We start from the raw sequence: 25,941 nt of genomic DNA on the forward strand, positions 1-25,941 counted from the left end.
AGCGGCACAAGGCGCTGCCTTCTTATACCGCTGCGTCCTGCCTCCCCAGGCTTCCATATCCATTAGAGCCCAAAGTCCTGCAGCAGCTCCTCGTCCAGGTCCTCAACATGGTCCACGTCAGAGAGGCGGGGCAACAGCGCATACGATAGCTTGAGGTGCTGCAGGTCCTGAATGGTTTCGGGAAAAACCTGCTCGGTGCTCCAGTGCTTGTTCTGGAAAAGCTGCGGGTAAAGGCAATTCATCCCGATCAGGTAATAGCCGCCGTCCAAAGCAGGCCCCACCACCACATCGTGCGTCTCCAGCTCTTTGTAAGCCCGCATAATGACCTCTGGTGTCAACTGCAGGCAATCGCTGCCGATGATCACGACAGAGGCGTAACCCTGCAGGAACGCCTCGGCAAAGGCCGCCTGCATGCGCTGGCCCAGGTCGCCCTCCACCTGCTCGCGCTTCTGGTACACCTCGTTTGGCCAGATGTCGTCGTGGTTCACCCCGCCAACATAGTAAACCAGCTTATCCACAGGTAAATCCTGTGTTACCTGCCGGGTGTGCTGCAACAGATGGATGTATACCTGCAAAGCAGTTTCAGGTCCAACGGAGGCCGCCAGGCGGGTCTTTACTTTACCCAATTCGGGGTTGCGCACAAACAGTAGCAGCAGTTTACTCTTTTCCATATACTTTCTCCCCTTTCTGCAGCCAAACGCCCCAGGCTCTGGAGTAGGCGTGCACTTTATTCGTTCTTCCTTTGCTGTCATACACCGGCAGGCCTTGGTTCACCCATTCAAACAGGCCGCCGTACAGGTGGTGCACATTGGTAAAGCCCGCCGCCTTCAGCTGCTCCCCCACCCGCTCACTGCGGTAGCCTACCGAGCAATAAAGGATGATGAGCGTATCTTTAGGCACTTCCTGCAGCTCCTCCACCTGAAAGTTTTCATAGCCCAGGAAGTAGGCCCCGGCCAGGTGGCTTACCTCATACTCCTCTTGCTGGCGCGTGTCCAGTAGCAGCGGTCTTTCGGTACCGGAGGCCAGCATCGCCTTCAGCTGGGCGGGCTCAACGGTAGGCACTGTCTTTTTGTAAAGTCCGTCCAGCATCAGCGCGTAGGCCTTGTCGGTGGTTTGCCCACAGGCCTGCAGCACCGTAAGCCAGCACATTGTGCCAAACAACAGTAGCTTTTTCAAAATGATCGTCAATATAGGTATGTTGGAATCAAAGTCGCGATACTCCCCTTACTGCCTGAGAGGCAACAGGTTTCAATCCATCAACCAAAGTTAGAAATATTCCATGAACTCATTCTTAAAACCAAGTATAAGTTGTGTTGTTTCTAAGGCGGTAACTAAAGTATAAGCAAAGGCCGGCTCAGCCTGGGTGCGGCTTGTTGCGTATATTTACAACTCAACCTGAAACATAAAACTATGGCCATAGAAACCGTTAACCCAGCCACCGGCGAAGTGGTGAAAACCTTTACCCCGCATACATCGGCAGAAGTAAAGCAAAAAATAGAGGCGGCCCAGCAAGCTTTCCTGAGCTGGCGGGACGTGAGTTTTGAGGAACGCGCCAAATGCATGAGCCGGCAGGCCGAGATCCTGGAAAACGAGGCAGAGAAGTACGGCCGCATTATATCGCTGGAGATGGGCAAGCCGCTGAAGGATGCCGTTGCCGAGGTAAAGAAGTGCGCACTGGCCTGCCGCTACTACGCCGAGAACGCCGCCGAATTTCTGGCGGACGAAGAAATAGACACCAAGGCCGAGCGCAGCCTCATCGCCTTTGAGCCGCTGGGCGTTGTGCTGGCCATCATGCCCTGGAACTTCCCCTTCTGGCAGGCGTATCGCTTTCTTGCCCCGGCCCTGATGGCTGGCAACGTGGGCCTGCTGAAGCACGCTTCCAACGTGCCGCAGTGTGGCCTGGCCATTGAGGAGATCGTGCGTAAGGCCGGCTTCCCCAAGGATGTTTTCCAGACGCTGCTGATTGGGTCTGGGGAGGTGAACGCCGTGATCGAGCACCCTTACGTGAAGGCCGTGACCCTGACAGGCAGCGAAGGCGCAGGATCGAAGGTGGCGGAGAAAGCCGGGCAGGAGATAAAGAAAACCGTACTGGAGTTGGGCGGCAGCGACGCTTTTATTGTGCTGGACGATGCCGACCTGGAGAAGGCCGCTGAGACAGCCGCAAAATCCCGCATGGTGAACGTGGGCCAGAGCTGCATTGCCGCCAAGCGCTTTATTGTAGTGGAGAGCATTGCCGACCAGTTCCTGCAAAAGTTTAAGGAGAAGATGCAGAGCCTGAAAACCGGCGACCCGCTGCAGGACGATATCGACTACGGCCCGCTAGCGCGCGTTGACCTGGCCGAGGAGCTGGAAAAGCAGGTGGAGGAATCCGTAAAGCAGGGTGCGGAGGTAGTTCTGGAAGGCGGGCGCGAAAGCAAGGACAGCGCCTACTTTAAGCCGATGATCCTGAAGAACGTTAAGCCGGGCATGCCTGCCTACGAAGAGGAAATGTTCGGACCTGTTGCCGCCGTCATGGTGGTAAAAGACGAGGAAGAGGCAATTCGCGTAGCCAACGACTCCCGCTTCGGCCTGGGCGGTGCCGTCTGGACGCAGGACAAGGACCGTGGCCTGCGCGTGGCCCGCAAGGTAGAGACCGGCGCCATGTTCGTTAACGCCCTGGTGGCCTCCACGCCCGAAATGCCCTTTGGTGGTATCAAGAAATCCGGCTATGGCCGCGAACTGTCCTACCTCGGCATCCGTGAGTTCGTGAACCAGAAGAGTATCTGGGTGGCTTGACAGTTATTAGTTGGGCGTTATTGGTTGTTCGATTTTAGTTGTTCGATTTGCAGAACCGGATCCAACCACTCCCGCCCTCGCCTAAATCAGGGAAGGGAGTTTCCGGCAGTGCCGGCTCAAACTGCCCCTACTCCTCAGAGCTACGCTCGCTACCTTCGAACTCGCGTTCTCGTTAGTCCAAGGAGGAGAGCCTGTAGTTACTGCTGTCTAGGTAAAGCGCTGTAGTTTTGGCTATCTAAGTGAACCCACCCCTAACCCCTCCGAGGAGGGGAATTAGCAGCAGACGATCATCCCCCTGCAAATGGGAACTTGATTCTGGTTCCGTAGCAAAGGCCGTGGCTATCGAACCAGATCCCAGTCTTTGGGTTGAGCGCCTTCTAGATTTCCGGTGCCGAAGGCATTGCGACAGCAAAGGAAATGTAGACAGCGCGATGCCCGAAGACGAGCCCTCTCGGGCTGGAGAGCACCAAAGTCAGAAGTGAAACAGGCAGGTATTAAGGCCGTGGATGAACGGCATCTAGCAAAGACAGCTTGTGTCGTGTTGCGGGAAGCAGTAGCGATAGGGAAAGTACGAGCTAGCGGGAAGTATAACTTAGTTCAGGCAGCAGGAGCAGCGGCTAGACACAGGCACAAGCGGACGCTTGCGCCTGAGAAAGCTTAAAGGTGTAGCAGAAGTAAATGTGGCTTTTCAAGCCACTCGGATTACAAATCCGATAGTATAAAAAGGCACGGGTTGCAAACCCGCGCCAGCGAAGCTGGCCGAGTCACAGACACGACACGATAGCAGGACATAGGCCTGAAGCCTTGCGCCATGTACGTTGCATCGAAGCTACATCAGCAAAAGCAGTTAGCAGTACCCCAACAACTTATACACCACATACCCAGCTATTTCATGAATCAAGTGGTGCCAGCCCTCAAAGGCAATGGCGCTGGGGATGAGCGTATAATCCGGGGTAAAGATTGGCTCGGAAGAGTAAAAATCTGTGGGGTAGCTATCGAAGGTTACCCCTACTTTTTGGAAACAGCCCTCGGAGCGGCGCATATGGAAGGCGGAGGTCACCAGCAGCACCTTCTTCCAGCTTGGGTGCTGCGCCAGCACCTGGGCGGCGTACACCGCATTCTCGCGCGTGTTCACAGCTCCGGTCTCCACCAGGATATCTTCATCCGGCACGCCCGCCAGCAGCATGACCTGCCGCAGCTGCTCCGCCTCCGGCGTCATTTCGTCCATAAGGAAGCCTTTGCCGCCTGTGATGAGGATCTTATCCACCTTACCCAGCCGGTAGAGCTGCAGCGTGTGCAGAAAGCGGTCTGCCCCTTTGTTCGTATGTACGCGGTCAGTGATGTCGGGCTTAAAAGAAGTCACGCCTGTCAGCACCACCGCCACATCGTATTTACCCACCTGGCTTACCGGCACCGGCCTTGCCTCCCAGGCCCGCCAGGCCAGGTTGCTGAGAAAGGGGTTGCTGAAGAACAGCAGCATTGCCAGCGCACTGATCAGGCTGACGCGGCGCCACTTCACGGACTTCAGGAATACAGCCAAAAACAGCAGCACAAGCACCCACACCAGGGGCATCAGGAGGAAATCGAGGGTTTTGGAAAGTATAAAGAACATGGCTCAGAAGATAAGCCAAAGCAGCAGAAACACCAGCACCATGGCCAGCAAAGCGTACAGGTCTTTGTGGAGTTTCACGCTTATCGGGGTTTATACTTTGGCGGCGGCAAGTTAGGAAAGTATGGCCAAGTATAAAACTGGCGCACCCCCTAAAACAACTTACGGAACAGCCACAGCGCCAGCGAGAGCAGAATGCTAAGCAGGATCATGCTGGTGATGGGCGCATAAAAGCGCATGTTCTTCTTCTCCACCCGGATGTCGCCGGGCAGATGGCCAAACCAGCTGAACTTGTCGCCTGCCAGCCACACCACCAGCCCCACTACGACAAGTATAATCCCGAGTATAACAATGGTTTTTCCGATTGGCTGCATTCAGGTAAAGAGTTTGCTACATGCCTACTATACGGCTTTTCCTAAAACCCTGCCCGCACGCCAACGGCAAAGCTCATGATATCCCAGGCGGTAAGGGTAGGGTCTTTTACGGCGGAAGTCACGATCAGGTCATAGGTCCCCACCTCGCCGTACAGTGTCAGCTGCTTTATACTTCTGCTGCCCTGGATGGGGCGGTGCAGTTCTGCGCCAAGGCCGCCAGTCAGGCGCATGCTGCTGGTCCACCAGTAGTAGTTTTTGGGGTAGGAGCTATCCCAGGAGGTAGAGAACTGATCGCGGAAGTAGTAGCTCAGGCCCAGGTTCAGGCGCAAGGGCGTCAGTTTATACTTCTCGCCCAGTTCCACTTGTTTAATCGGCTTATAGATACCGCGGATGGTGAGCAGGTGCAGCACCTCCTCGGCATCGAGCTTGGGCACGAAGCCGTAGAGCAATTCCGCGTTCACCTTGTCCTGCGCGAAACTGTAATTTGGGCCAAACGCAAACATGCCCACGTTGCCGGCAAACTGCAGCGTCAGGGCGTCGGGCGCATACCACTTGCGGGTAGCTGCTTCCTCCTCCTGCGCAAATGTATAAAGCGGGAGGCTGAGGAGGCAAAGTATGGGTATGAGTAATTGTCTTAGCTTCATGGTTTGATCTTTACGCGCTCAAAGTTTACCTCATCGCCCACCACCGTGAACACGATGTACTCCAGCTTCTCGGTGGCGGCCGTTTCCAGCACCGGCACCTGCTCCCCGAAAGGAAAGTGAAACTTATAGTTGTGGTTGTGCCCGTGCAGGGAGTAGGTGACGTTATACTCGTTCATCAACTGCCCGTAGCGCACCGAATTTTCCTCGCCGAACTCGGTGTTGGTTGGCGGGATGTGCGAGATCACAAAGATATTTTCATAGCCTTCCGAGGCCTGCAGTTCCGCCTCCAGCCAATCCAGGTTGGGCACCTGCTTGTCAAACTCCAGGTAATTGGTATTGAGAAGTATAAACCTGGTATTGCCCACGGTAAAGCTCTCATCGTAGTTGCCGTACATGGCCGAAAACACCTCCTTGCCGTTGTTGATGGCGTCGTGGTTGCCCACCACGGCCACGTAAGGCACCTTCAGCGTTTTGAAGTCCTGGTGCACCAGCTTGAATTCCTTCGTCAGGCCAAAGTCGGTCAGGTCGCCGCCAATCAGCACAAAATCAACATCATCGCGCCGGTTGATGTGCGCCACCAGTTTCTCGTTCTCCTCGTAAAAGCCTTGTGTGTCTGCGGTAAGTATAAAGCGCAGTGTATCGGTTGGGGATAGGTTAAGCGCCTCTATCCTCTCAATGTTGCGGCCGTTGATGTTCTTCTCATCCTCGCTCAGCCTGATCTCGTAGGGGCTGTACTCAAACTCCTCGCAGGCCTGGCCCAGCAGGCCCAGCGACAATATACCCGCCGCTAAAAAGCCACGGCTATACCATTTTTTTTCAGTAGGCATCTTTTTATGTTGTAGTCGTTCTTCATTCGGGTTTTACATCACTCCGCCGCTTATTGTTTGGCATTTAAGGCCTTAACTTTAGCACTATACCTTAAATTATCGGAATATAACTTTAAAGTTATAGTTATGTGGTCGCAGCTATTACACTTAACCTGCGATTGTGCTTATCTAACCAGCAACCTTAATTAATGTTTATACCTGTAGCTCTTTCAGCAGCGGGTATAAGTGCAGATTTTATTCGCAGATAAGGCGCAAAAGCGTTAAATTTGACATCTGAACCACACCCTTTTAAACCCTTAACAGCTTGAAAGTCTGCATTGCTGAGAAACCGAGCGTAGCCCGTGAGATTGCCATGGTGATTGGTGCCAAAACCAGGAAGGATGGCTATTTCGAGGGCAATGGCTACCAGGTAACCTGGACCTTCGGCCACTTCTGCACCCTGCGCGAGCCCGACGATTACCGCCCCGAGTGGAAGCGCTGGAGCCTCTACGACCTGCCCATGCTGCCCGAGAAGTATGGCATTAAGCTCATGCAGGACAGCGGTGTGCAGAAGCAGTTCGGCATCATCAAAAAGCTGCTGGAGAATGCGGAGGAAGTGATCAACTGCGGTGACGCCGGCCAGGAGGGGGAAGTGATCCAGCGCTGGGTGCTGACCGAGGCCAAGTATAGAAAGCCCTTCAAGCGCCTCTGGATCTCCTCGCTCACCGAGGACGCCATCCGGCAGGGCTTTGCGCAGCTGAAAGAGGGCTCTGAGTTTGACTTGCTCTACCAGGCCGGCAAGAGCCGCGCCATCGGCGACTGGCTGCTGGGCCTGAACGCCACGCGCCTGTTCACGCTCAAGTATGCCAACGGCGGCCGCCAGACCCTCTCTATCGGCCGGGTGCAGACGCCCACGCTGGCCATGCTTGTGAACCGCCACCACGAAATCGCCAACTTTGTGCCGCAGCCCTACTGGGAGCTCAAGACTGTGTACCGCGATACCACCTTCGCCAGCACCAACGGCCGCTTCCAAAAGGAAGAGGAGGCGCAGAAGATCATGGAGGCCATCAAGCAGGATGAGCTCACGATCACGGACGTGGAGACGAAGAAGGGAACCGAGGCACCGCCCAAGCTGTTTGACCTGACCTCCCTGCAGATCGAGTGCAACAACAAGCACGGCCTTTCGGCCGACGAGACGCTGAAGACGGTGCAGAGCCTGTATGAGAAAAAGGTTGTCTCCTACCCCCGCGTAGACACCACCTTCCTCCCGGACGATATATACCCGAAGATCCCGGGTATTTTGCAGGGCCTGAGCAACTACAGGCAGGAAGTAGCGCCGCTGCTGCAAAGCAAGATCCGCAAGACAAAGAAAGTCTTCAACAACAACAAGGTAACCGACCACCACGCCATCATCCCAACCGGAGCAGCGGCAGGTAACCTGTATGGCCGCGAGGCGGATGTATTCGACATCATTACGCGCCGCTTTATTGCCGCCTTTTACCCGGACTGTATCGTGAGCAACACCACGGTGCTGGCCGAGTCGGCGGGGTATGCGTTCCGGGTGCGTGGCAAGCAGATTCTGGAGCCGGGCTGGCGCGTGCTGTACGGGGCCGATGACGTAAAATCATCGGATGCGCCCACAGGCAAGGATGCCAAGGAGGAAGAAGAGGCCGCCGGCGTGCTGCCGCACTTTGAAAAGGGCGAGCACGGCCCGCACGAGCCCCTGCTGGAGCAAAAGATGACCAACCCGCCCAAGGAGTATACCGAAGCCACGCTGCTGCGCGCCATGGAAACGGCCGGCAGGCAGGTAGACGATGAGGAACTGAAGGAGGCCCTGAAGGAAAACGGCATCGGCCGCCCCTCTACCCGCGCAGCCATCATCGAAACCTTGTTCAAGCGCCAGTACATCCGCAAGGAGAAAAAGAAGATCGTGCCGACACAGATGGGCATCGACCTGATCGGGGTGATCAAAAACGAAACGCTGAAATCGGCGGAGATGACGGGGCAGTGGGAGCGCAAGCTACGCCAGATAGAGGGCGGGGAGTTTCAGGCGGAGGCTTTCCTGAAGGAGCTGCAGGAGTTTGTGACCAGCCTGGTGCAGGAAGTAAAGTATGACCGCGCCACCGTAACCCTGGAGCCGCAACTGGAAGAGAAACCTGCCGCCAAAGGCAAGAAAACATCCAGCGCAAAATCAGCAGACAAGCAAGAGGCTGCTCCTGCCAAAGGACTTGGCACCTGCCCCGCCTGTAAAGAAGGGCACATCCTGAAAGGCTCCAAAGCCTATGGCTGCATCCGCTTTAAAGAAGGCTGCCGCTTTCTTGTGCCGATAGAACAGCACGGGAAGGAGCTAACGGAGAAACAGGTGCAGGCGCTGCTGAGCAAAGGCAAAATGCCTACGATAAAGGGCTTTAAGTCAGAGGATGGCGAAAGCTTTGATGCCATCCTGAAACTGGACAGCAACAACCAGCTGGTAGTTGAGCAGGTGGAGAAGGCCGCTGCCAAAGACCCGTTTGCCGAGTGCCCGCGCTGCAAACAGGGCAAGCTCCTGAAAGGCAAGGCTGCCTATGGCTGCAGCAGGTTTAGGGAGGGCTGCCAGTTTGTGGTGCCCTTCGAGATGGGCGGCAAGCAGCTGTCGGAAAAACAGATCGCCTCGCTCCTGCTCAAGGGTAAAACCCCAAAGATCAAAGGCTTTGTCTCCCAGAAAACAGGCGAGCCGTTCGACGCCTCGCTTATCCTAAATGAGCAATGGCAGGTGGTGTACCAGTTTTAGCCCCAGTACCTACGCCAAACAAAAAGGCGGCCACGATTGCTCGCGGCCGCCTTAACAGGAGATTATATCTTGTTTGATTACTTCACGGTTACCGTCACCTCCTGCGTACTCAGGTTGGTGCGCTTATCCGTAGCTGACACGACCAGCTTATAGGCACCTGGGGCAATACCGCTCACATTCAGGGTAGTATCGAACTCCACAACTTTCTTGCTTGGCTGGGTGCTGAAGTTGATCACCGCCTTTTCGGCAGTTTCGCCTCTCAGCACGACGCTCAGGTTCTCCACATTGTCCTTGTCTACGGCCGTGACGTTCACGCGCAGACCGCCGGCGGCAGTAATAGCCTGGCTCTTGCCAGGGTTGTTGATGGTCAGGCTTGGCGTAGACCCATCGGGCTGCAGGCTTCCACCCTCAAAGATGTCTTCACAAGCTGTAAGCGTGGCTACAGCAGCCAGAGAGGCCAGCATTGATTTAAGTTTCATAGATAACTTGGCTAAAAAGATAAAAAAGCTGTGGTCAGGCACCCTGCAGCAGAAATTGTACTCATTAACCAGCAATCACCGCCACCACACATGTCCAACGCTTCGCAAAATTACTAAACCATCAAATTAAACCAAGCCCTTTCACCAAATAAATTACAATTTGCCTACTACAGGGCTTACACAAAGAATATCATTTTTCAGTTACAAACACCTTTTATACATATATTTAGTAACATACATATAAGACAGGTACCATACAACTATAAATCTATCGCAGAAAGAGAGTGCAATTCACAGGCACCCACCTAACTACTTACAAACGCTCAGCAGCAAGTAGTAAATTGCACAGCTTTAAATATATTTTTACAAGTTAAGGAAAAGGCAGCGGCGCTTGAAGGCATAACGCACCGGCAAAAAGGGCTGCGTGGGGCAATGGAACAGGCTTTTATAACATAACAACCTAACCTCCGTAAAAAAGCACAGCGACAGTATTTATAAACTTAGATACTTTCGCAAAACGTTCTTATACAGAGCAATTAACATCTTTAAACTAAAAAATTAGACCTATGAGAAGCTATGAAAACTCGGGTTATAACCCGTACAACGACAACGACAGGTCCCAATCGAGAGGATCTGCCAGAAACTATTACTCCAACGATTACGACATAACAAACCGCAACCGCCGCACCGGCTATGACAGCTCGTCCAGCGGCTACGGCAGCCGCAGATCAGACCTTGGCTCAGGCACCGACGCCTATTCTAACTCAGGCTACGGCAACACCTCATCCTATGGCCGCTCTGCCGGCACATCAAACTATGGCTATGGCTCGTCTGGCTACGGTTCATCTAGCTACGGCTCATCCGACTACGACCGCGACAGAAGCAACCGCGGTGACCGCGATAGCTGGGACCGCACCAAAGATGAGGTAAGATCTTGGTTTGGCGATGATGACGCCGATCGCCGCAGAAGAAGAGACGACATGCGCGATAGCGACCGTTGGGGCAGCAGCAACAACTATGGCTCGTCTAACTATGGATCATCCAACTACGGCAGCTCTGGCGGCTACGGCTCAGGCACCAGCTACAGCGGAAACTACGGAAGCAGCAACTATGGTAGCGGCTCCACCGGCTACGGCAGCGGAAGCAGCAACTATGGCAGCGGAAGCAGTAACTACGGCATGGGCACCTACGGCACAGGCTACTCAACAAGAGGCTATGGCTCCGGTTCTTCCTATGGCTCATCAGACAGAGACAACATGGGCTACAGATCATCCGGCTATAGCAGTGGCAGCAGCTACGACAGAGACCGTTACTCCTCCAACTATGACAGAGACCGCGATGAGGACAGAGGTTTCTTTGACCGGGCCGGCGACGAGATAAAGTCCTGGTTTGGTGATGATGAGGCCGAGCGCCGCAGAAGAATGGATGAGATGCGTGACCGCCAGCGCGACCGCGACCACAACTACGGCAACCGGTATGGGAGCTCGTCTAGCTACGGAAACACCTATAGCGGACCTCCCTACTCTTACGGATCATCTTCGAGAAGAGATTACGAATGGTAGGCAGCCGACCAGGCAGCCGCTTACTAGCGGCTACCACAGGCCAAACTACCTGAAATAGTACATAGATTCTATATAAAAAGCCCTGCTACATCAGTAGCAGGGCTTTTTGCGTTTTAAAACGACTATATTATAAAAGCTTTTTATACTTTTGCTACCGACCAAGTTGCCTGCTGTAGCCAAAACAGCAATTCCGAAGATTTTAACTTATACTTTACCATGAAGAAATTTATCTTAGGCTTAGGCCTTTCCTTACTGGCAGGTGCAGCCAGTGCCCAGACAATGGGCGTGAAAGCAGGCTTGAACTATGCCACCCTCAGGGGCGAGAACGCCAAAAACTACGACTACCGCCCCGGCTACACGGTTGGCCTTACGGCGCGCTATGGCTTTAACGAGCTGATGGGCATTCAGACCGAGGCGCTGTTTACCTCCAAAGGCTACAAGCGCACCTTTAGTAACAACGACACCGAAACCGAGGACCGCCTGCGCCTGAACTACCTGGACATCCCCGTGCTCCTGCACCTGCAAGTGAGCGGCCTCTTCTTTGAGCTAGGGCCGCAGGTGTCTTTCCTCTTAAAAGGAAAGCAGATCACAGAGGTTAGCAGAGGCAACACCACTACCACAAAAGAGTTTGAGGTGACCGACGAGCCCTACCCTATCGACTTTGGCTACGCCGCCGGCATCGGTTACCGCGCCCCGAGCGGCATTGGCCTGGGCCTTCGCTACAACGCGGGCCTGAAGGACCTCGACGATGAAGGGGGATTCGAGGGCAGTGAGCGCCGCCACGCCGCCTTCCAGCTTACGCTGAGCTACGTGCCAGGCTTTTAGCCTGCTACAAAAAAGGACCCTCCGGCAAAGCCGGAGGGTCCTACAAACTAAACATAAACAAGTAGGTAAATTACTTAGGTAGTAGCAGTTACTTCACCAGTTACACTGTAGATGTGCTCATACTGCTTAAAGTCGTTCACATCCACTTTCAAGTCGCGCAACAGTCCTTCTTTTATGTCATATACCAATCCCCACAGTCTTGGAGGGGTGTCGGTAAGCATGGCGTTCTGGATAATCGAGGTCTTAGACAGGTTGTAAACCTGCTCTGTAATGTTAAGCTCTACCAGGCGGCGGTGACGCAACTCATCATCCTTTATACTTGTCAGCTCCGCCTCGTGCAGGCGCATCACGTCTTTGATGTTGCGCAGCCAGTTGTCCAGCAGGCCAAACTGATCGTTGCTCGCAGCTGCCGCCACGCCCCCGCAGCCATAGTGGCCGCACACGATAATATCCTTTACTTTGAGCACCTCCACCGCGTATTGCAGCACCGACAGCATGTTGATATCGGTGTGCACCACCATGTTGGCAATGTTACGGTGCACAAAGATCTCCCCCGGGCCCGTACCAGTCACCTCGTTTACCGGGATGCGGCTGTCTGCACAGCCGATGTACAGGTAGCGGGGCTTCTGGCCGTTGGCCAGCTTCATGAAAAACTCGCTATCCTCTGACAGTTTCTCTGCAACCCACTTCTTATTGTTCTCAAATATTTTCTCCATAGAGCTTCTAATTTTACAATGATACGTTTTTTTCGATTCTTTCCTTTGTAGGGCGCGGCACTTAATGCATGCCCAACACGCCTACTTCCTTAATATTGATAAGCTCCAACACAATGCCCCGCTCGTGCGCCGTCTCCTTAAACTCCTGGATTGCCTCCAGCACGTCATAGTCAATGTATTCAGAGTTCTCCCCGTCGATGATCACATGGCTGTTCTGAGGCAGATGGTCGAGGGTAAGCACAATGCTGGCCTTGTTCAGGAACGACACGTGCTCGCTCAGCTTAATGCGAATCAGCTCACGCTCGCGGTGCTCCTCCTTGTGGAAGAAGTATGGCGACTTGTAGTTGGCTTTCAGGATGTAGAACACGCCCACGGCAAGGCCCACACAGATACCGATCAGCAGGTCGGTGAACAGAATAGCCACAATGGTGACGATGAAAGGAATAAACTGCTCAGAGCCAAGCTTAACCTGCGACTTGTAGAGGGCTGGCTTGGTTAGCTTAAAGCCCACCACCAGCAGCACAGCCGCCAGCGCCGAAAGCGGGATCTGATTCATAAGGCCGGCCAGCAGGAAAACAGAGACCGCCAGGAACACCCCGTGCACAAAGCTAGACACCCGCGTTTCTGCGCCAGAGGCCACGTTCGTGGAGCCTCGCACAATCACGGCAGTCATCGGCAGGCCGCCCAGCAGGCCGGCCACCATGTTGCCCACCCCCTGCGCCTTCAGCTCACGGTTGGTGTCGCTACGGCGCTTGTGCGGGTCCAGTTTATCAATGGCCTCAATGCTGAGCAGAGTCTCCAGGCTCGCCACAATGGCAATGGTAAAGGCCACAACATAGAGCGATGGATTCGTGATGGCGCTCAGGTCCATGAACTGCAGGTGCGTGTCCATGTCGCTGAAACCACTGATGATCGGAATGCTTACCAGGTGCGTAGCGGCAACGGCCAGCTCCGGCACGAAGTTGATAAACAAGGCATTGATACCGATTGCCAACAATATCGCCACCAGGGCGCCCGGTATTTTACTCAGGATCTTGTTGTTCTTGAACGTGGGATTGTCCCACAGCAGCACGGTGGCCAGCGATATAATACCGATGATGAGCGCACCTACCTCTATGCTGCTAAAGGCATGGCCAATCTCTGAGAAGGTGTTGCGGCCGTTAGACTGAAAGAACTCCATCTCGCCAAAGAAATCATCGTCGGCGCCCAGGAAGTGCGGGATCTGCTTCAGGATAAGGATAAGACCGATGGCGGCCAACATGCCTTTGATCACAGAGGAAGGAAAGTATAAACCGATCACACCTGCTTTCATAAAACCGAGGACCAGCTGCAGGAAACCGGCAATGACCACCGCTAGCAGGAATGCCTCAAAAGAGCCCAGTGTTTCAATCCCGTTTAGTACGATAACGGTAAGACCGGCGGCCGGTCCGCTTACCGCCAGTTGGGAGCCGCTGAGCCACGACACAAGTACTCCCGCCACGATACCCGTTACCAGCCCTGACAAGAGCGGTGCCCCGGATGCGAGTGAAATGCCCAAGCAGAGTGGCAACGCCACAAAAAACACTACCAGCCCCGCAGGTATGTCTTTGCTTAAATGTGCTAAATAATTTGTTTTAACGCCTCTTGCTGTCATGTTTATGTTTAGTATTGAGTCTAATGACAGTCCTATGCCTGCACCCGCTTTCGCTAAAGTGCAAGCATACGTAACCTGTCTCACCTAACTGGCACAAACCTACAGAAGCAAGATTAACGCGAAATTAAAACGACATTAAAAGGAAATTAAAATTAAGATTTGAGCGGTACAGTGGCATAAGCCTGCGGCAATGATATGGTGACCTCGGTACCCTGGTTTATCTGCGAGCGCACCTCGATGCTGCCCCTGTGCAGCTTGAGTATCCGCTCGGTTAAGGGTAGGCCAATGCCATGCCCGGTGATGTTGCGTACGTTCTCGGCGCGAAAAAAAGGGACGAACACGTGCTTCAGGTCCTCAGGTGCAATGCCCAGGCCATGGTCCTGCACACGCAGCACTACGTCACGGCTCTGTACTTCTATCTGCCCAAGGGCCAACCGCCCGTTCGGCGAGAACTTAAGGGCGTTCTCCAGCACGTTCACCACGGCTATCAGCAGCAGGGCCTCGTTGCCCTGCACCATCAGGCGTTTCTCATCATCCGGGAAGCTGGCAAAATCAATCTCTATGCGGGCCTGCGGCTGGCGCTTCAGGGCCTGCTCGCGCGCCATCCACACCAGCTCATCAAAGCGCAGCATCGACAGCCTGATTTTAGACGGGTCTATACTTGCCTGGGCTATCTGCAGCAACCCGTTGGAGAGCTCGGTCAGCAGGCGGGCATCCTCCAGGGTGCTCTGCAGCACGCGCTGGTACTCCTGCGGCTCCCGCGGCTTCATCAGGGCCACCTCCAGCTCCCCGATCATGGCCGTGAGCGGGGTGCGTAGCTCATGCGAGGCATTCGATACAAAGGTGCTCTGCATCTCGAAGGAAAGCTCCAGCCGGTCCAGCATTTTGTTAAAGGTCTGCGCCAGGTGCGACAGCTCGTCCTTGCCATCGGCGTTGCTCAGGCGCAGGTGCAGGTCGTTGGCGCTTATTTTCTCTACTTCGCCCACCACCTTGGTAATAGGCCGCAGGGCCTGCTTGGCGAACACCCACCCGGCCAGCACTACCACGACCATAGCGCCGAAAAAGCCCACGACAAGAATTATCTTCAGGTTCTGGAGCTTACGCAAGCTGTAGGCATCGATGCTGGAGGCCAGCACCAGGTAGTCTCCATCGTTGTCTTTGTAGCGGATCCCCACTACCTGCCGCACATCGTTATCATACTCCTTACTACCCTGCTGCCTAACCTGCTCCAGTATGGCCGGCGTCACCCCCAGGTCGCCCTCACCATGCGAGAACATGAGCTCACCGGTGTTGCTGTAGATGCGCACCGCCTCGTGCGGAAGCTCATGGTAGAAGTCTATCATGTTCTGCCGCTGCTGCTCGGCCCCTACCTCATCGGCCTCCAGCACATAGCGGGCAGCCACCTCAGCCCTCCGGAGAATACGGTTATAGAAGTCGTCCTGTCGGTAAAGCGAGGTGAAGTAATACACCATCAGCGAGAACAGGATCATGATCAAGGCAAAGATGCTGGCAAACTGCAGCGTCAGTTTAGTGCGTATCTTCATACTTCGTCCTGTTCTTTCAGCACATACCCCATCCCTACCAGCGTGTGTATCAGCCGGGCATCATGGCCTTTGTCTACCTTTTTACGCAGAAAGTTGATGTACACGTCTATCACATTGCTGCCTGTGTCGAAGGAGGTTTCCCATACCTGCTCTGTAATATCCACCCTGGACACCACACGCCCCTTGTTGCGCAGCAGGTAGTGCAACAGGGCAAACTCGCGGGCCGTCAGGCTGATGGGCTTGCCGGCCCGGGTAACGGTCTTCCGCACCACGTCCATCTCCAGGTCGGCTACACTTAGCTTCTCGCTCACGCTGCCCTCGCTGTTCCTTCTGGAGATTGCCCGGATGCGGGCCAGCAGCTCCTTAAACTCGAAAGGCTTGGTCAGGTAATCGTCCGCCCCCGCATCCAGCCCAATGATTTTATCATCGGTGGTGCCGAGCGCGGTGAGCATAAGTATGGCCACCGTGCTGTTTTGCCGCCGTATTTCGCGGCAGACATCCAGCCCGTTCATGTTAGGCAGGATGATGTCGAGGATGATGATGTCGTACTCCTTTTGCAGGGCCAGCCGGATGCCGAGGCTGCCGTCATAAGCCTGGTCTACCTCATAGCTCTGCTCCTCCAGCCCTTTTTTAATAAAAGAGGCGACTTTGGGTTCGTCCTCAATAAGCAGTATCTTCATGTGCAGTGGGGTTTGCGTAGATGCCCTTTACTAGACTTACGTGAGCATGGTGTACAAAAGTACAACCTAGAAGCCAAACAACAACAGCCTCTCCGGGGCCGGTACCTTTACATCCCTCTTCTGCGTTTTAGATTATTATGGCACACGATCACCAACATCACCACCACAGCGGGCACCATCACCACCATGGTGGCAGCAACATAAAGGTGGCCTTCTTCCTGAACCTGGGTTTTACTATACTCGAGATAGTGGGCGGCCTCTGGATAAACAGCGTGGCCATCCTCTCGGATGCCCTGCACGACCTGGGCGACTCGCTCTCGCTGGGGTTGGCCTGGTACTTCGAGAATGTGGCCAAGCGCGGCCGCAACCAGAAGTATACGTTTGGGTACAAGCGTTTCTCCCTGCTGGGGGCCGTCATCAACTCTGTGGTGCTGCTGGTTGGCTCCTTCTTCATACTTTCGGAGGCGGTGCCGCGTATCTGGGATCCGCAGGAGGTGCACGCGCCGGGCATGATAGGCTTCGCGATTCTGGGGGTGCTCGTAAATGGGGCTGCCGTGCTGCGCCTGAAAGGGGGGCAGTCGCTGAACGAGCGCGTGGTGAGGCTGCACCTGATGGAGGATGTGCTGGGTTGGCTGGCGGTTCTGGTCGGCGGCATTATCCTGTACTTCTTCGACCTGCCCTGGATAGACCCGCTCCTGTCGGTGGTGATTACGCTGTACGTGCTCTACAACGTGGTGCGCAACCTGCGCGAGACCATGAACATCCTCTTACAGGCCTCCCCTACCCACATAAACCCGGGTGAGGTAGAGGCAAGGCTGCAGGAAATGCCTGAGATCGCCTCTGTGCACGACCTGCACATCTGGACGCTGGACGGCACCTACAATGTACTGACGATGCATGCCGTTTCCACCGCTGAGCTGCCGCCGCCGCAGGCGGAGGAGTTGAAGAGGAAGGTACGCACTGCCCTGGCCGACATGGATATACAGCACGTAACCGTGGAGCTGGAGAGGCCGGGAGAGGAGTGCAGCCACGAGGGCAGCCTCTAACCGGCTTAGTTCTGGTTCAGGTGCACCGCCTCGCGCACCAGGTCGGCGAAGTAAGCCTCGTCTATATCGGCTATGGTGCGAATCTTAACGTGCGGGTACTGGCCGTTTCGGCTCACCAGTCGGCGCTGCGGGTCGGCTATCTCCTTGCCCCGGAAAAAACCGAAGTGTATGCCGCTGCGCGAGGAGGCGAAGTAGCAAACCGGGCCATAGAAGAAATAGCAGGCGCTGTCCCAGCGCACGCACTCCTCCAGGTGGGCTACCGAGGCGTTGATGATGCGCCGCACCTCCTGGGCCAGCAACTGCTTCTCCGGTGATAGCTTCTCCACATACTCGTCAACTTGGTTAGTTGTTGTTTTGCTTCTCATAGTGTGTCTGGTTCTATTCTTTTTTAAACTCAAGAACACTTAAATATAATAGATTTTTAATATACGGAAAAGAAAGCAAAGGGGTTGTTATAGATGCTCAGCAAGCACTATATATAAAAACGTATATCTTGATAAAGTATAAACCTTTGGGCTTTGCCTATAACAGCTGGAAAAGGCGCTGCTCGAGCTCGTGCAGCCCGACATAGCCTGCGGTGAGGCGCTGCGGCCCATCCTCGGTGTTCAGGAAGATGCTGGGGTAGGTGCTCGCGCCTATGCGGTCTACGTAGGCGAACTCATCTTCCATCTGCCGCATAATCTCCTCAGACTCAAACAAGGTCAGGAAAAGATTCTCTGGGATGCCGAACAGCCCCACCAGGCGCACCAGCTCGCGGGTGTCCTTCAGATCTAGGTTATCCACGAAAAAAGCGGAGTGCATGGCGCGTAGCACTTCCAGGGTGAGCACAGGGCGCAGCAGGCGCACGCACAGCATGGCGCGGCAGGCAGGCTCAGTGTTGAACACAAAACTCCGCTGAATAAAAAAACGGTACTCGAAAGGCAGGTACGTGCGCTCCTGGACCCGGTGCCAGCTCAGGGCCAGGCGCTCTTTCTGCTCGTGCTGTAAAGGCTGTGTTTCGTGTGCCTGGAGCTCCCCGAAGACCACCTGCACCTCCATGCGCCCCTGCCAGAAAGCCCGCAAACGGCGCACCACCGGCGTAAAGCCATAGCACCAGGCACACATCGGGTTTGTGACGTACAGCAGCGATAGTTTTTCTTCCGGGTCTCTCATCAGCACTCTTTTTAACGTTTGTTTTACTCGAATCAGCGCAGACAGGATTCAGTGTATACGCCATGCATGAGCGAAGGCGCTGATTGTGAAGGAGTAAATACCAGTTTAGTTGAGTAGGCGAGCGGCATCATGGCCTTACGAGGCTAGGCATAGATCATTTTCACGGACATGCCACCGTCTATAACCAGGCGCTGGCCTGTAATAAAACCGGCCTTGTCGGAGCATAGGAAGAGAGCCGCCTCGGCGATGTCCTGCGGCTCTCCCACCCGCCCGACAGGGTGCTGCTCCTTATCTTGCTTGCTGTGGTGGGGGCTATACTTCTCGCTTTCCTTCTTCCAATCGCCCACCTCTATCCAACCCGGGGCAAGGGCATTCACCCTTATCCGCTCCTCCGTTAGGCTGACAGCCAGGGCATGGGTAAGCGCTTCCACTCCCCCTTTGGAGGCTGAGTAGGCAAATGTGTTGGGCTCCGACATAAAGGCGCGCGTGCTGGAGATGTTCAGGATGGCCGGATGCGTGGCCTGCTGCAGCAGCGGCAGCGCGTACTTGGCACACAGCAACGGGCCACGCAGGTTCACGGCCAGCACCCTGTCGAAGTCAGTCATGTCCAGCTCCTGCAGCCGCCCCTGAAACGGATCAGCGATGCCGGCGTTGTTGATGAGCGCATCGATACAGGCGTACTTCTCCCCCACCTGCCGCATCAGCTGCTGCACTTCGGCCTCCACGCTAACGTCGCAGCGCAAGAACTCCACCGGTAGCCCCTCCAGGCGCTGCAACGCCTGACTCCCGGCCTCCTCATCAATATCGGTGATGACGACGCTGGCCCCGGCCTTAGCGAAAGCCTGCGCCATGCCCAGGCCGATGCCTTGCGCCGCGCCCGTGATCAGTACTGTTTTCTGCTGGTAGTATGAATCACTCATTTTATACTTTGTGGTTAGGATATGACAGTTATAACTGGCGCCGTTGCGATAGGTTTAAAGCAGGACGATGGCTGAACTGAAAAGAAAAACCCGCTGCCTTCCTACAGGAGTGCAGCGGGTTATACTGTAGTGGCGGTGGCGGTTTATCTTTTCTCCAACTGCCGCTTCAGCTTATCCTCTACGTTGTCCAGCAGCTGGTACCAGTTGTCGCCCTCGTCCTGCGCAAACACGTCGTTGCCAGGGATACCTACCCGCATGCGCACACTCTTGCTGTTGGTTGACTGGCTGGCCTCCTCCTTAAAGTATACATCCACCGAGTCTATCTTCTTGGCGTAGCGCTTCAGCTTCGATATTTTATCTCTAACACTTTGCTGTATGGCATCCGAAATAGAAATGTCCACAGCCTGTACATCTAACTTTATACCTTCAAAATTCTCTGTGTAATTCATAGCTAATATGGTTTTCAAGTGTAGTTGAGGCAGGAATTGTAAATCATACTTCCCGCCCCAGGGTTTGCCATTTAAACGTAAGGAAGGGGCTTTGGTTGATGACCTCCTGCCACAAAGGGCTGGATTGCTGCCTTAGCCACTAACCCTCTGCTGCTGTAGCTGCAGCAACTCCTTAACCACTAAGGTGTGGCAGCCTATATATATTTTTAAAATATTTACCCCCTTTTGTTGCTTTTACGTAAAGCAGTATTAACTTTGAAACTCAAAGTACTTTAGCATGAACCAGCAGCAAGACCAACTAGAAGCCCTGCGTGAGATCCGCAGCATCATGGATCGCTCCTCCCGCTTTATCTCGCTTAGCGGGTTGTCTGGCATTGCAGCAGGTTTATCGGCGCTTGCTGGGGCCGCGATAGTTAAGTGGCACTTCAGCCAGTACAACGTAAACTACTACCAAAGCAGTGGCACCCTTACCTGGACCACCATCCAGTTTATGGCAGCCGTGGCCTTGGGCGTGCTTATACTTGCTTTTAGCTCCGCGTTGTACTTTACGGCACGCAGGGCGCGGCAAAACAAGCAGCGCATCTGGGACAGCCAGTCCAGGCGCCTGCTCCTGAACCTGGCTATTCCGTTGGCAGCAGGAGGCGCCTTTTGCGCTGTTCTACTATACCACGGCATTATCTACCTGGTAGCGCCTGCCATGCTTGTCTTTTATGGCCTGGCCCTGATCAATGGCAGTAAGTATACGTATGGCGATATCCGCTACCTGGGCATTTGCGAGATCATACTTGGCCTGGTGTCGAGCTTCTTTGTTGGCTATGGTCTACTATCGTGGACGATTGGGTTTGGCATGCTGCACATAGTGTACGGTACCCTGATGTACTTTAAATACGAACGCTAGCAGCAACGTGAAAGAGTATCTTGAAAACATAAATAAAGCCTTCGAGAGCAGGGCACGCCTGGGCATTATGTCGGTGCTGATGGTGGAGGACAAGGTAGACTTTAACACCCTGAAGGAAACCTTGCAGTTGACGGACGGCAACCTGGCCAGCCACCTGCGGGCGCTGGAGGAGGCCGAGTATGTGCGCGTGGAAAAGCAGTTTGTAGGCCGAAAGCCTAATACCACTTACCATGCCACAGACGCGGGCCGCGAAGCGTTCAAAAACCACCTGGATGCCCTGGAGCAGCTAATTTTAAACAACCGGCAGAGCGACTAATTTTTTTTGCATCTGCACTTTGAACTTCAAAGTACTTTAACTTAAAAACACAAAAAGCTATTCATAAATCTAAACTTCAATTATCATGACACAGCCTAACCAATCACAAAACCAGCCCATGCACCGGGTGTCTCCGATGGTACCCATCTTGGTGGGCGCAGGCATTGCTTTCTTCGTGATCTCCTTTTTTGTGTTCGGGGTGGATCAGCCTCACCCGGAATGGGGAAAGTACTGGAGGATCAGACCGCTGCTGATCACGCCTTTGGCCGGTGCCATGGGCGGTGCGTTCTACGCTTTCATGGATTATCAGAGCTCCCGTGGCTTTAACAGGACATTGGCCATTCTCCTGAGCGTGGTGGTGTACTTTGTGGGGCTGTGGCTGGGTATTGTGTTAGGCCTGGCAGGCACTATGTGGGATTAAGGTGCAGCCTGCATCAGCAACAATGAACCTGAAGAAAAAGCTTAAAACATGATGTTATGAGAAACGAGATCCTGAACTACCTCGACGAGCCCAGGCAACTGGAAAGGCTGTACCGGTCCAACAAAGTAACCTTTAAACAGGAGTTTAGCACCCTATACCCGCAGCTGAGCGGCAACCTGGTTGCCGCTTTCTGGCACGAAAGGCTGAATTTTGAGTCCGAGGAGATCTCCTGGGGCTCCAGAGCCGAGTTCCTGTTCGTGGTGCTGGCCGCCTTGGTGGCGGGCATACTGGCCAAGCTCCCAGCCATACTTCCCATCAGCGAAGAGTACTACTACCCGCGCAACATCGGCTTTATCGTGTTCCCGTTCCTGGCGGCCTACTTCGCCTGGATAAACAAGTTAACGGCTTACACAGCGGCGCTCATCAGCATGGTGATGTTGGTGTGCCTGGTGTACATCAACATCCTGCCAAACAACCCTACAAGCGATACCCTGGTGCTGGCCTGTATCCACCTGCCCTTGCTGCTCTGGGTTCTACTGGGCGTCACCTACACAGGCAGCGACCTCCGCGACTACAGAAAAAGGCTCAGCTTCCTGCGTTTCAACGGCGACCTGGCTGTTATGTCGGCCCTGCTGGTAATGGCAGGCATCCTGATGACGGGAATAACAGTTGGGCTCTTTGCGCTGATCGGCATTCAGATCGAGCAGTTTTACTTTGAGTACATCGTGGCTTTTGGCTTGCCAGCAGTACCTATTGTGGCTACTTCCCTTACCCAGACCAACCCGCAGCTGGTCAACAAGGTGTCGCCGGTTATTGCCAAGCTGTTCAGTCCGTTGGTTTTGGTGATGCTGCTCATCTACCTGGGTGCCATTGTCTACTCCGGCAAAGACCCCTACAACGACAGGGAGTTCCTGCTGCTGTTCAACGTGCTCCTGATCGGGGTGATGGCCTTGATCTTCTTCTCCGTGGCCGAGAGTTCTGCCAAGTCAACCTCGCTAGGGGGTGTATGGGTGCTGCTGCTGCTCTCTGTCGTGACGGTGGTGGTAAACGGCATTGCGCTGTCAGCTATCTCGTTCCGGATCTCGGAGTGGGGCATTACGCCCAACCGGGTGGCCGTGCTGGGCGGCAACGTGCTGATGCTGGTGCACCTGCTCATCGTAACGGTGATGCTGTTTAAGGCAGCCACTAAAAAGGCCGCCATCGCCGAAGTAGGCAGGGCCATTGTGCTGTACATTCCGGTGTACTTTGCCTGGGCAGCCATAGTGGTTTTCCTCTTCCCTTTGCTTTTCGGCTTCAAGTAAAATTACCTTCAAACCAATAAAGGAAACATTGTTATGACTATGCAAAACAAAAGAATTACCCGCATTTTTCTGGCTGTAGCCATGCTATTGGCGGTGCCATTGCTCGGAACGTTGTTCACAGACAGTGTGAACTGGGGCCTGTTCGACTTTATCTTAGCCGGCGTCCTGCTGCTGGGCACTGGCCTTCTGTGGGAACTTGTGGCCCGAAAGGTGCGAAAAGCCGAGTACCGAATCGCTCTCTGTGCAGCAATTCTGGTAGCGCTGCTCCTCATCTGGATAGAGCTTGCCGTCGGCCTCTTCGGAACACCATTCGCGGGTAGCTAAGCCTTTACGCCATGAAAGAAGCTTACCTTATGCCGCGGCTCTTCAGCTGGTTGCTGGGCTTGGCTGTATTTGTGATCGGTGCGTCGAATTTAATTTTTGTGCACCCCGTGCCGGGAGTGGTTTTCCTCCTGCTTTCCCTGTTGTACCTGCCTCAGGTAGACACATTTCTCCAGAGGAGACTCGGATTCGGGATACCGCTTGCCGTTAAAATCGTCCTGGGCATTGCCGTTATCTGGTTTACACTGGGGGTGAGTGACCTCGGGGATATGATAGATTGATCCGGTGGCTGCTGCCTTACGACCAAAAAACTGAGCCAACAACGTGGCATAAACCTCCCAGACCTATGAGCATTTCTAGTAGATTAGACCAACTTCATCTGCAGGCAAGAGGCAACAGGTGGCTCTGGCTCTTTGCCATCTTCTGCCGGGTGGCGCTGGCTGCCGGTTTTATTCCATCGGGTATGGTTAAGGTCCTGGGTGAGCGTTTCACCTCGCTGGCCGTCAATCATCCCATGGGGCATTATTTAGAAGCCATTTACCACACAGGGTTTTATTACACGGCTATTGGGGTGCTGCAGGTAACGGCAGCCATATTGCTGCTGATCCCCCGCACGGCCGCGCTGGGTGCGGTGATCTATTTCCCGATCATACTCAACATCTGCATCCTGTCCCTGGCGGTGCGCTTTGATGGCTCACTGGTTACTTCCCCGCTGATGGTGCTGGCAAACGTGTACCTGCTTTGCTGGTATTACCACACCTGGAAATTTATCCTTCCGTTTAACCGCCAGCCTTTGCACGAGGCAACGCGCCGCTGGAAGGATCTTAGTAGTGAATTTCCGGACAGGTTCTTTATCGGCACTGTTGTAACGGTCTTTATGGTGATTATGGTGGTGGCCAACGGGTTTGACATGATGCCACGCAACACCCTTGCCGAGTGCAACACGCAGTGCGAAGAAAGCGAGAACCCGCAGGCTTGCTACACCTTCTGTGACTGCATCCATCAGCAGGGCCTGCCGCTTGAAACTTGCCTGGAAGCCTATACCAAAGCTGTGGAGGACACAGCGCTGTAAACATTATTTTTTTGAACATCAACTTTGAAATACAAAGCACTTTAAGACAACACATGAAACTGCAACTGAAAAAGAGTGACCTGTACCTGCTGTCGGCCGTGGCAGCTTACAGCTTCCTGTTTTACCGGCAAAGCCCGGGCCTAAACTTCTTCCTGTTCACGGTACTCATCGTGGGGCTTCTGTACCGGCAGACAGCTAGGGCAAACCGCCGGCAAAGCAGCTGGTATGCCACAGCCGGCGCCAGCCTTCTCACCGCCTTAAGTGTGCTCGTGAATGCCTCTGAGCTGGCGGTGCTGATGAATGCTGCCTCGCTGGTATTGCTGGCTGGCTTCAGTGTTTCGCCCAGGTCTTCTCTTTTTGTTGCGGCTGCAAACGCTGTTTATTCCCTGGCCTATTCTCTGGTAGAGAACTGCATCAGGGCAATCAACAACAAAGAGCAGGCAAGGGGCGGCGCTGTTTTGGCTGGGGTACAGCGGCAGCACATCAGTATGGTCGCTGTACCTTTGGCGGTGTCGGTTGTCTTCCTGGTAATCTATGCCAGTGCCAGCAGTGCCTTCAGCTATGTGCTCAGCCAGATACAGTTTGGCGCCATCTCGTGGGGCTGGATCGGCTTTACCTTCACAGGCTTCTTCCTTGTATTCGGGCTGCTGCACCAGATAACTATCCCAGCTATTACGGAAAGAGACCTGGCTACCGGCAACACCCTTACCAGAGAGAGGGCATATAACCGGGGGATATTCATGTTGCCCGCCCTTAAGTATGAGCACCGCACCAGCACCGTACTGCTGGTGATGCTAAACCTGCTGCTCCTCTCCTTTATACTTTCAGATGCCTATTACCTGACGATTGGCACACTGCCGCCGTCTGTTGTTTGGGCGGAGTACCTGCACCAGGGCGTTTATGGCCTCATTTTATCGATCCTGCTGGCTATTGCGTTGCTGCTGTATGTGTTTCGCGGCAACCTGAACTTCTATCGGCACAACCACAGGCTGAAGCAACTGGCCTACATCTGGCTCACACTGAACTTCGTGCTGGTACTGCTCACGCTCACCAAGAACAGTATTTACGTTTTCAGCTACGGGCTCACGTACAAGCGCATCGGCGTGTACACATACCTTTCCCTGACAGCTATTGGCCTGGCTTTCAGCTTCATTAAAGTCGCCAGCCGTAAAAACAACTGGTATCTTTTCCGCAAAAACGCCTGGGCGCTCTACACGGTACTGCTCCTGCTCGGCATGTTTAACTGGGATAAGGCCATTACGCACTTTAACATCCAGGTAGCCCAGAAGACAGACTATAGCTACCTCAGCCGCCTCTCGGATGTGAACCTTCCCCAGATGGTCCAGGCTTCTACGTCCGCTGCGCCGCCATTCAGCGAAATCCAAAGGGAAAGCCTGCTCGCCCGCCGGAACCGGTTTGTGGAAAGGGTATCGGCAAGAGACTGGCAGTCCTGGAATTACACCGACTGGCGCGTAAGGCAGGAGCTGCAGGAGCTGGAGTAGCCGAGTTGAAGGGCGCTCCTATGCTGGCGCCCTTCAGCCCGTCCTGTCAGTAGGTAGATCGCGCTGCCAATCGGTTATACAAGTAAAAATCATCTGCTTTAGCCGCTGCACGGATAACCCTCTCCT

The 25,941-nt window shown here is 54.3% G+C and carries 28 protein-coding genes; 13 read left to right on the forward strand and 15 right to left on the reverse strand.

Features of this window, described 5'->3' with window-relative positions:
* Window positions 1–62: 62 nt before the first annotated feature.
* Both PXG97_RS08480 and PXG97_RS08485 read right to left on the reverse strand, forming a co-directional pair.
* A complete protein-coding gene (locus tag PXG97_RS08480; RefSeq protein ID WP_276497326.1) occupies window positions 63–671 on the reverse strand; it encodes a TIGR04282 family arsenosugar biosynthesis glycosyltransferase in 609 nt (202 codons plus the stop codon).
* Complete coding sequence (locus PXG97_RS08485) at window positions 658–1,188, reverse strand: rhodanese-like domain-containing protein (RefSeq protein WP_276497327.1); 531 nt, start codon at window positions 1,186–1,188, stop codon at window positions 658–660. The genes PXG97_RS08480 and PXG97_RS08485 overlap by 14 nt, the downstream gene beginning before the upstream one ends.
* A gap of 222 nt (window positions 1,189–1,410) precedes the next feature.
* Here PXG97_RS08485 and PXG97_RS08490 point away from each other — a divergent pair, with 222 nt between their 5' ends.
* Window positions 1,411–2,775 (forward strand): NAD-dependent succinate-semialdehyde dehydrogenase, encoded by a 1,365-nt coding sequence (locus tag PXG97_RS08490; protein ID WP_276497328.1) that lies wholly within the window; start codon window positions 1,411–1,413, stop codon window positions 2,773–2,775.
* A gap of 847 nt (window positions 2,776–3,622) precedes the next feature.
* On the opposite strand, the gene PXG97_RS08495 is transcribed toward PXG97_RS08490, so the two are convergent.
* The 4 genes from PXG97_RS08495 to PXG97_RS08510 form a co-directional block, all read right to left on the reverse strand.
* Window positions 3,623–4,387, reverse strand: coding sequence for a YdcF family protein (locus PXG97_RS08495; protein WP_276497329.1), 765 nt, complete (start codon window positions 4,385–4,387; stop codon window positions 3,623–3,625).
* Between the two features lie 149 nt (window positions 4,388–4,536).
* On the reverse strand, window positions 4,537–4,758 hold the full coding sequence (locus PXG97_RS08500; protein ID WP_276497330.1) for a DUF2905 domain-containing protein: 222 nt from the start codon (window positions 4,756–4,758) through the stop codon (window positions 4,537–4,539).
* 41 nt (window positions 4,759–4,799) lie between these two features.
* Window positions 4,800–5,402 (reverse strand): hypothetical protein, encoded by a 603-nt coding sequence (locus PXG97_RS08505; protein ID WP_276497331.1) that lies wholly within the window; start codon window positions 5,400–5,402, stop codon window positions 4,800–4,802.
* Window positions 5,399–6,229: a metallophosphoesterase family protein gene (locus PXG97_RS08510; protein ID WP_276497332.1), complete on the reverse strand. Its 831-nt coding sequence runs from the start codon at window positions 6,227–6,229 to the stop codon at window positions 5,399–5,401. Before PXG97_RS08510 ends, PXG97_RS08505 begins: the two co-directional genes overlap by 4 nt.
* A 304-nt stretch (window positions 6,230–6,533) precedes the next feature.
* Between PXG97_RS08510 and PXG97_RS08515 the strand changes: the two genes are divergently transcribed.
* Window positions 6,534–8,978 (forward strand): type IA DNA topoisomerase, encoded by a 2,445-nt coding sequence (locus tag PXG97_RS08515; protein ID WP_276497333.1) that lies wholly within the window; start codon window positions 6,534–6,536, stop codon window positions 8,976–8,978.
* Between the two features lie 77 nt (window positions 8,979–9,055).
* Here the strand turns inward: PXG97_RS08515 and PXG97_RS08520 are convergent, their stop codons facing one another.
* Window positions 9,056–9,457, reverse strand: coding sequence for a hypothetical protein (locus PXG97_RS08520; protein ID WP_276497334.1), 402 nt, complete (start codon window positions 9,455–9,457; stop codon window positions 9,056–9,058).
* A 566-nt stretch (window positions 9,458–10,023) separates the two neighbouring features.
* On the opposite strand from PXG97_RS08520, the gene PXG97_RS08525 reads away from it, so the two are divergent.
* Both PXG97_RS08525 and PXG97_RS08530 read left to right on the forward strand, forming a co-directional pair.
* Window positions 10,024–11,019: an SWFGD domain-containing protein gene (locus PXG97_RS08525; protein ID WP_276497335.1), complete on the forward strand. Its 996-nt coding sequence runs from the start codon at window positions 10,024–10,026 to the stop codon at window positions 11,017–11,019.
* A 216-nt stretch (window positions 11,020–11,235) separates the two neighbouring features.
* Window positions 11,236–11,844 carry a porin family protein gene (locus PXG97_RS08530; protein ID WP_276497336.1) on the forward strand — a complete coding sequence of 203 codons (609 nt, stop codon included), beginning with the start codon at window positions 11,236–11,238 and terminating at the stop codon, window positions 11,842–11,844.
* A gap of 74 nt (window positions 11,845–11,918) precedes the next feature.
* On the opposite strand, the gene PXG97_RS08535 is transcribed toward PXG97_RS08530, so the two are convergent.
* The 4 genes from PXG97_RS08535 to PXG97_RS08550 all read right to left on the reverse strand — a co-directional run bounded on the left by PXG97_RS08535 (window position 11,919) and on the right by PXG97_RS08550 (window position 16,417).
* Window positions 11,919–12,560, reverse strand: coding sequence for a carbonic anhydrase (locus tag PXG97_RS08535; RefSeq protein ID WP_276497337.1), 642 nt, complete (start codon window positions 12,558–12,560; stop codon window positions 11,919–11,921).
* 61 nt (window positions 12,561–12,621) lie between these two features.
* On the reverse strand, window positions 12,622–14,193 hold the full coding sequence (locus tag PXG97_RS08540; protein WP_276497338.1) for a SulP family inorganic anion transporter: 1,572 nt from the start codon (window positions 14,191–14,193) through the stop codon (window positions 12,622–12,624).
* Window positions 14,194–14,345: 152 nt separating this feature from the next.
* Window positions 14,346–15,737 (reverse strand): HAMP domain-containing sensor histidine kinase, encoded by a 1,392-nt coding sequence (locus tag PXG97_RS08545; protein WP_276497339.1) that lies wholly within the window; start codon window positions 15,735–15,737, stop codon window positions 14,346–14,348.
* Window positions 15,734–16,417, reverse strand: a complete 684-nt coding sequence (locus tag PXG97_RS08550; RefSeq protein WP_276497340.1) for a response regulator — start codon at window positions 16,415–16,417, stop codon at window positions 15,734–15,736. Before PXG97_RS08550 ends, PXG97_RS08545 begins: the two co-directional genes overlap by 4 nt.
* 137 nt (window positions 16,418–16,554) lie before the next feature.
* Here PXG97_RS08550 and PXG97_RS08555 point away from each other — a divergent pair, with 137 nt between their 5' ends.
* On the forward strand, window positions 16,555–17,463 hold the full coding sequence (locus tag PXG97_RS08555) for a cation diffusion facilitator family transporter (RefSeq protein WP_276497341.1): 909 nt from the start codon (window positions 16,555–16,557) through the stop codon (window positions 17,461–17,463).
* A gap of 5 nt (window positions 17,464–17,468) precedes the next feature.
* On the opposite strand, the gene PXG97_RS08560 is transcribed toward PXG97_RS08555, so the two are convergent.
* The 4 genes from PXG97_RS08560 to hpf form a co-directional block, all read right to left on the reverse strand.
* The gene (locus PXG97_RS08560) at window positions 17,469–17,828 is read right to left on the reverse strand and encodes a DUF1801 domain-containing protein (RefSeq protein WP_276497342.1); all 360 of its coding nucleotides are present in this window, start codon (window positions 17,826–17,828) and stop codon (window positions 17,469–17,471) included.
* A gap of 157 nt (window positions 17,829–17,985) precedes the next feature.
* Window positions 17,986–18,615, reverse strand: coding sequence for a DsbA family protein (locus PXG97_RS08565; RefSeq protein WP_276497343.1), 630 nt, complete (start codon window positions 18,613–18,615; stop codon window positions 17,986–17,988).
* A gap of 143 nt (window positions 18,616–18,758) precedes the next feature.
* On the reverse strand, window positions 18,759–19,535 hold the full coding sequence (locus PXG97_RS08570) for an SDR family NAD(P)-dependent oxidoreductase (RefSeq protein ID WP_276497344.1): 777 nt from the start codon (window positions 19,533–19,535) through the stop codon (window positions 18,759–18,761).
* Between the two features lie 143 nt (window positions 19,536–19,678).
* A complete protein-coding gene (gene hpf, locus PXG97_RS08575; RefSeq protein ID WP_276497345.1) occupies window positions 19,679–19,984 on the reverse strand; it encodes a ribosome hibernation-promoting factor, HPF/YfiA family in 306 nt (101 codons plus the stop codon).
* Between the two features lie 277 nt (window positions 19,985–20,261).
* Between hpf and PXG97_RS08580 the strand changes: the two genes are divergently transcribed.
* The 8 genes from PXG97_RS08580 to PXG97_RS08615 all read left to right on the forward strand — a co-directional run bounded on the left by PXG97_RS08580 (window position 20,262) and on the right by PXG97_RS08615 (window position 25,815).
* Window positions 20,262–20,882 carry a hypothetical protein gene (locus PXG97_RS08580; protein WP_276497346.1) on the forward strand — a complete coding sequence of 207 codons (621 nt, stop codon included), beginning with the start codon at window positions 20,262–20,264 and terminating at the stop codon, window positions 20,880–20,882.
* 7 nt (window positions 20,883–20,889) lie between these two features.
* Window positions 20,890–21,198 (forward strand): winged helix-turn-helix domain-containing protein, encoded by a 309-nt coding sequence (locus tag PXG97_RS08585; RefSeq protein WP_276497347.1) that lies wholly within the window; start codon window positions 20,890–20,892, stop codon window positions 21,196–21,198.
* Between the two features lie 85 nt (window positions 21,199–21,283).
* On the forward strand, window positions 21,284–21,619 hold the full coding sequence (locus PXG97_RS08590) for a potassium transporter KefB (RefSeq protein ID WP_276497348.1): 336 nt from the start codon (window positions 21,284–21,286) through the stop codon (window positions 21,617–21,619).
* 56 nt (window positions 21,620–21,675) lie between these two features.
* The gene (locus tag PXG97_RS08595) at window positions 21,676–22,920 is read left to right on the forward strand and encodes a DUF4153 domain-containing protein (protein ID WP_276497349.1); all 1,245 of its coding nucleotides are present in this window, start codon (window positions 21,676–21,678) and stop codon (window positions 22,918–22,920) included.
* A 33-nt stretch (window positions 22,921–22,953) separates the two neighbouring features.
* Window positions 22,954–23,244: a hypothetical protein gene (locus tag PXG97_RS08600; protein WP_276497350.1), complete on the forward strand. Its 291-nt coding sequence runs from the start codon at window positions 22,954–22,956 to the stop codon at window positions 23,242–23,244.
* Between the two features lie 11 nt (window positions 23,245–23,255).
* Window positions 23,256–23,522 carry a hypothetical protein gene (locus PXG97_RS08605; RefSeq protein WP_276497351.1) on the forward strand — a complete coding sequence of 89 codons (267 nt, stop codon included), beginning with the start codon at window positions 23,256–23,258 and terminating at the stop codon, window positions 23,520–23,522.
* A 65-nt stretch (window positions 23,523–23,587) separates the two neighbouring features.
* Window positions 23,588–24,313: a DoxX family protein gene (locus PXG97_RS08610; RefSeq protein WP_276497352.1), complete on the forward strand. Its 726-nt coding sequence runs from the start codon at window positions 23,588–23,590 to the stop codon at window positions 24,311–24,313.
* A gap of 53 nt (window positions 24,314–24,366) precedes the next feature.
* Window positions 24,367–25,815: a DUF4153 domain-containing protein gene (locus PXG97_RS08615; RefSeq protein ID WP_276497353.1), complete on the forward strand. Its 1,449-nt coding sequence runs from the start codon at window positions 24,367–24,369 to the stop codon at window positions 25,813–25,815.
* The last annotated feature ends 126 nt before the right edge of the window (window positions 25,816–25,941 follow it).

Origin of the sequence: Pontibacter litorisediminis, from assembly GCF_029360645.1 — a bacterium.
Lineage (GTDB): Bacteria > Bacteroidota > Bacteroidia > Cytophagales > Hymenobacteraceae > Pontibacter > Pontibacter litorisediminis.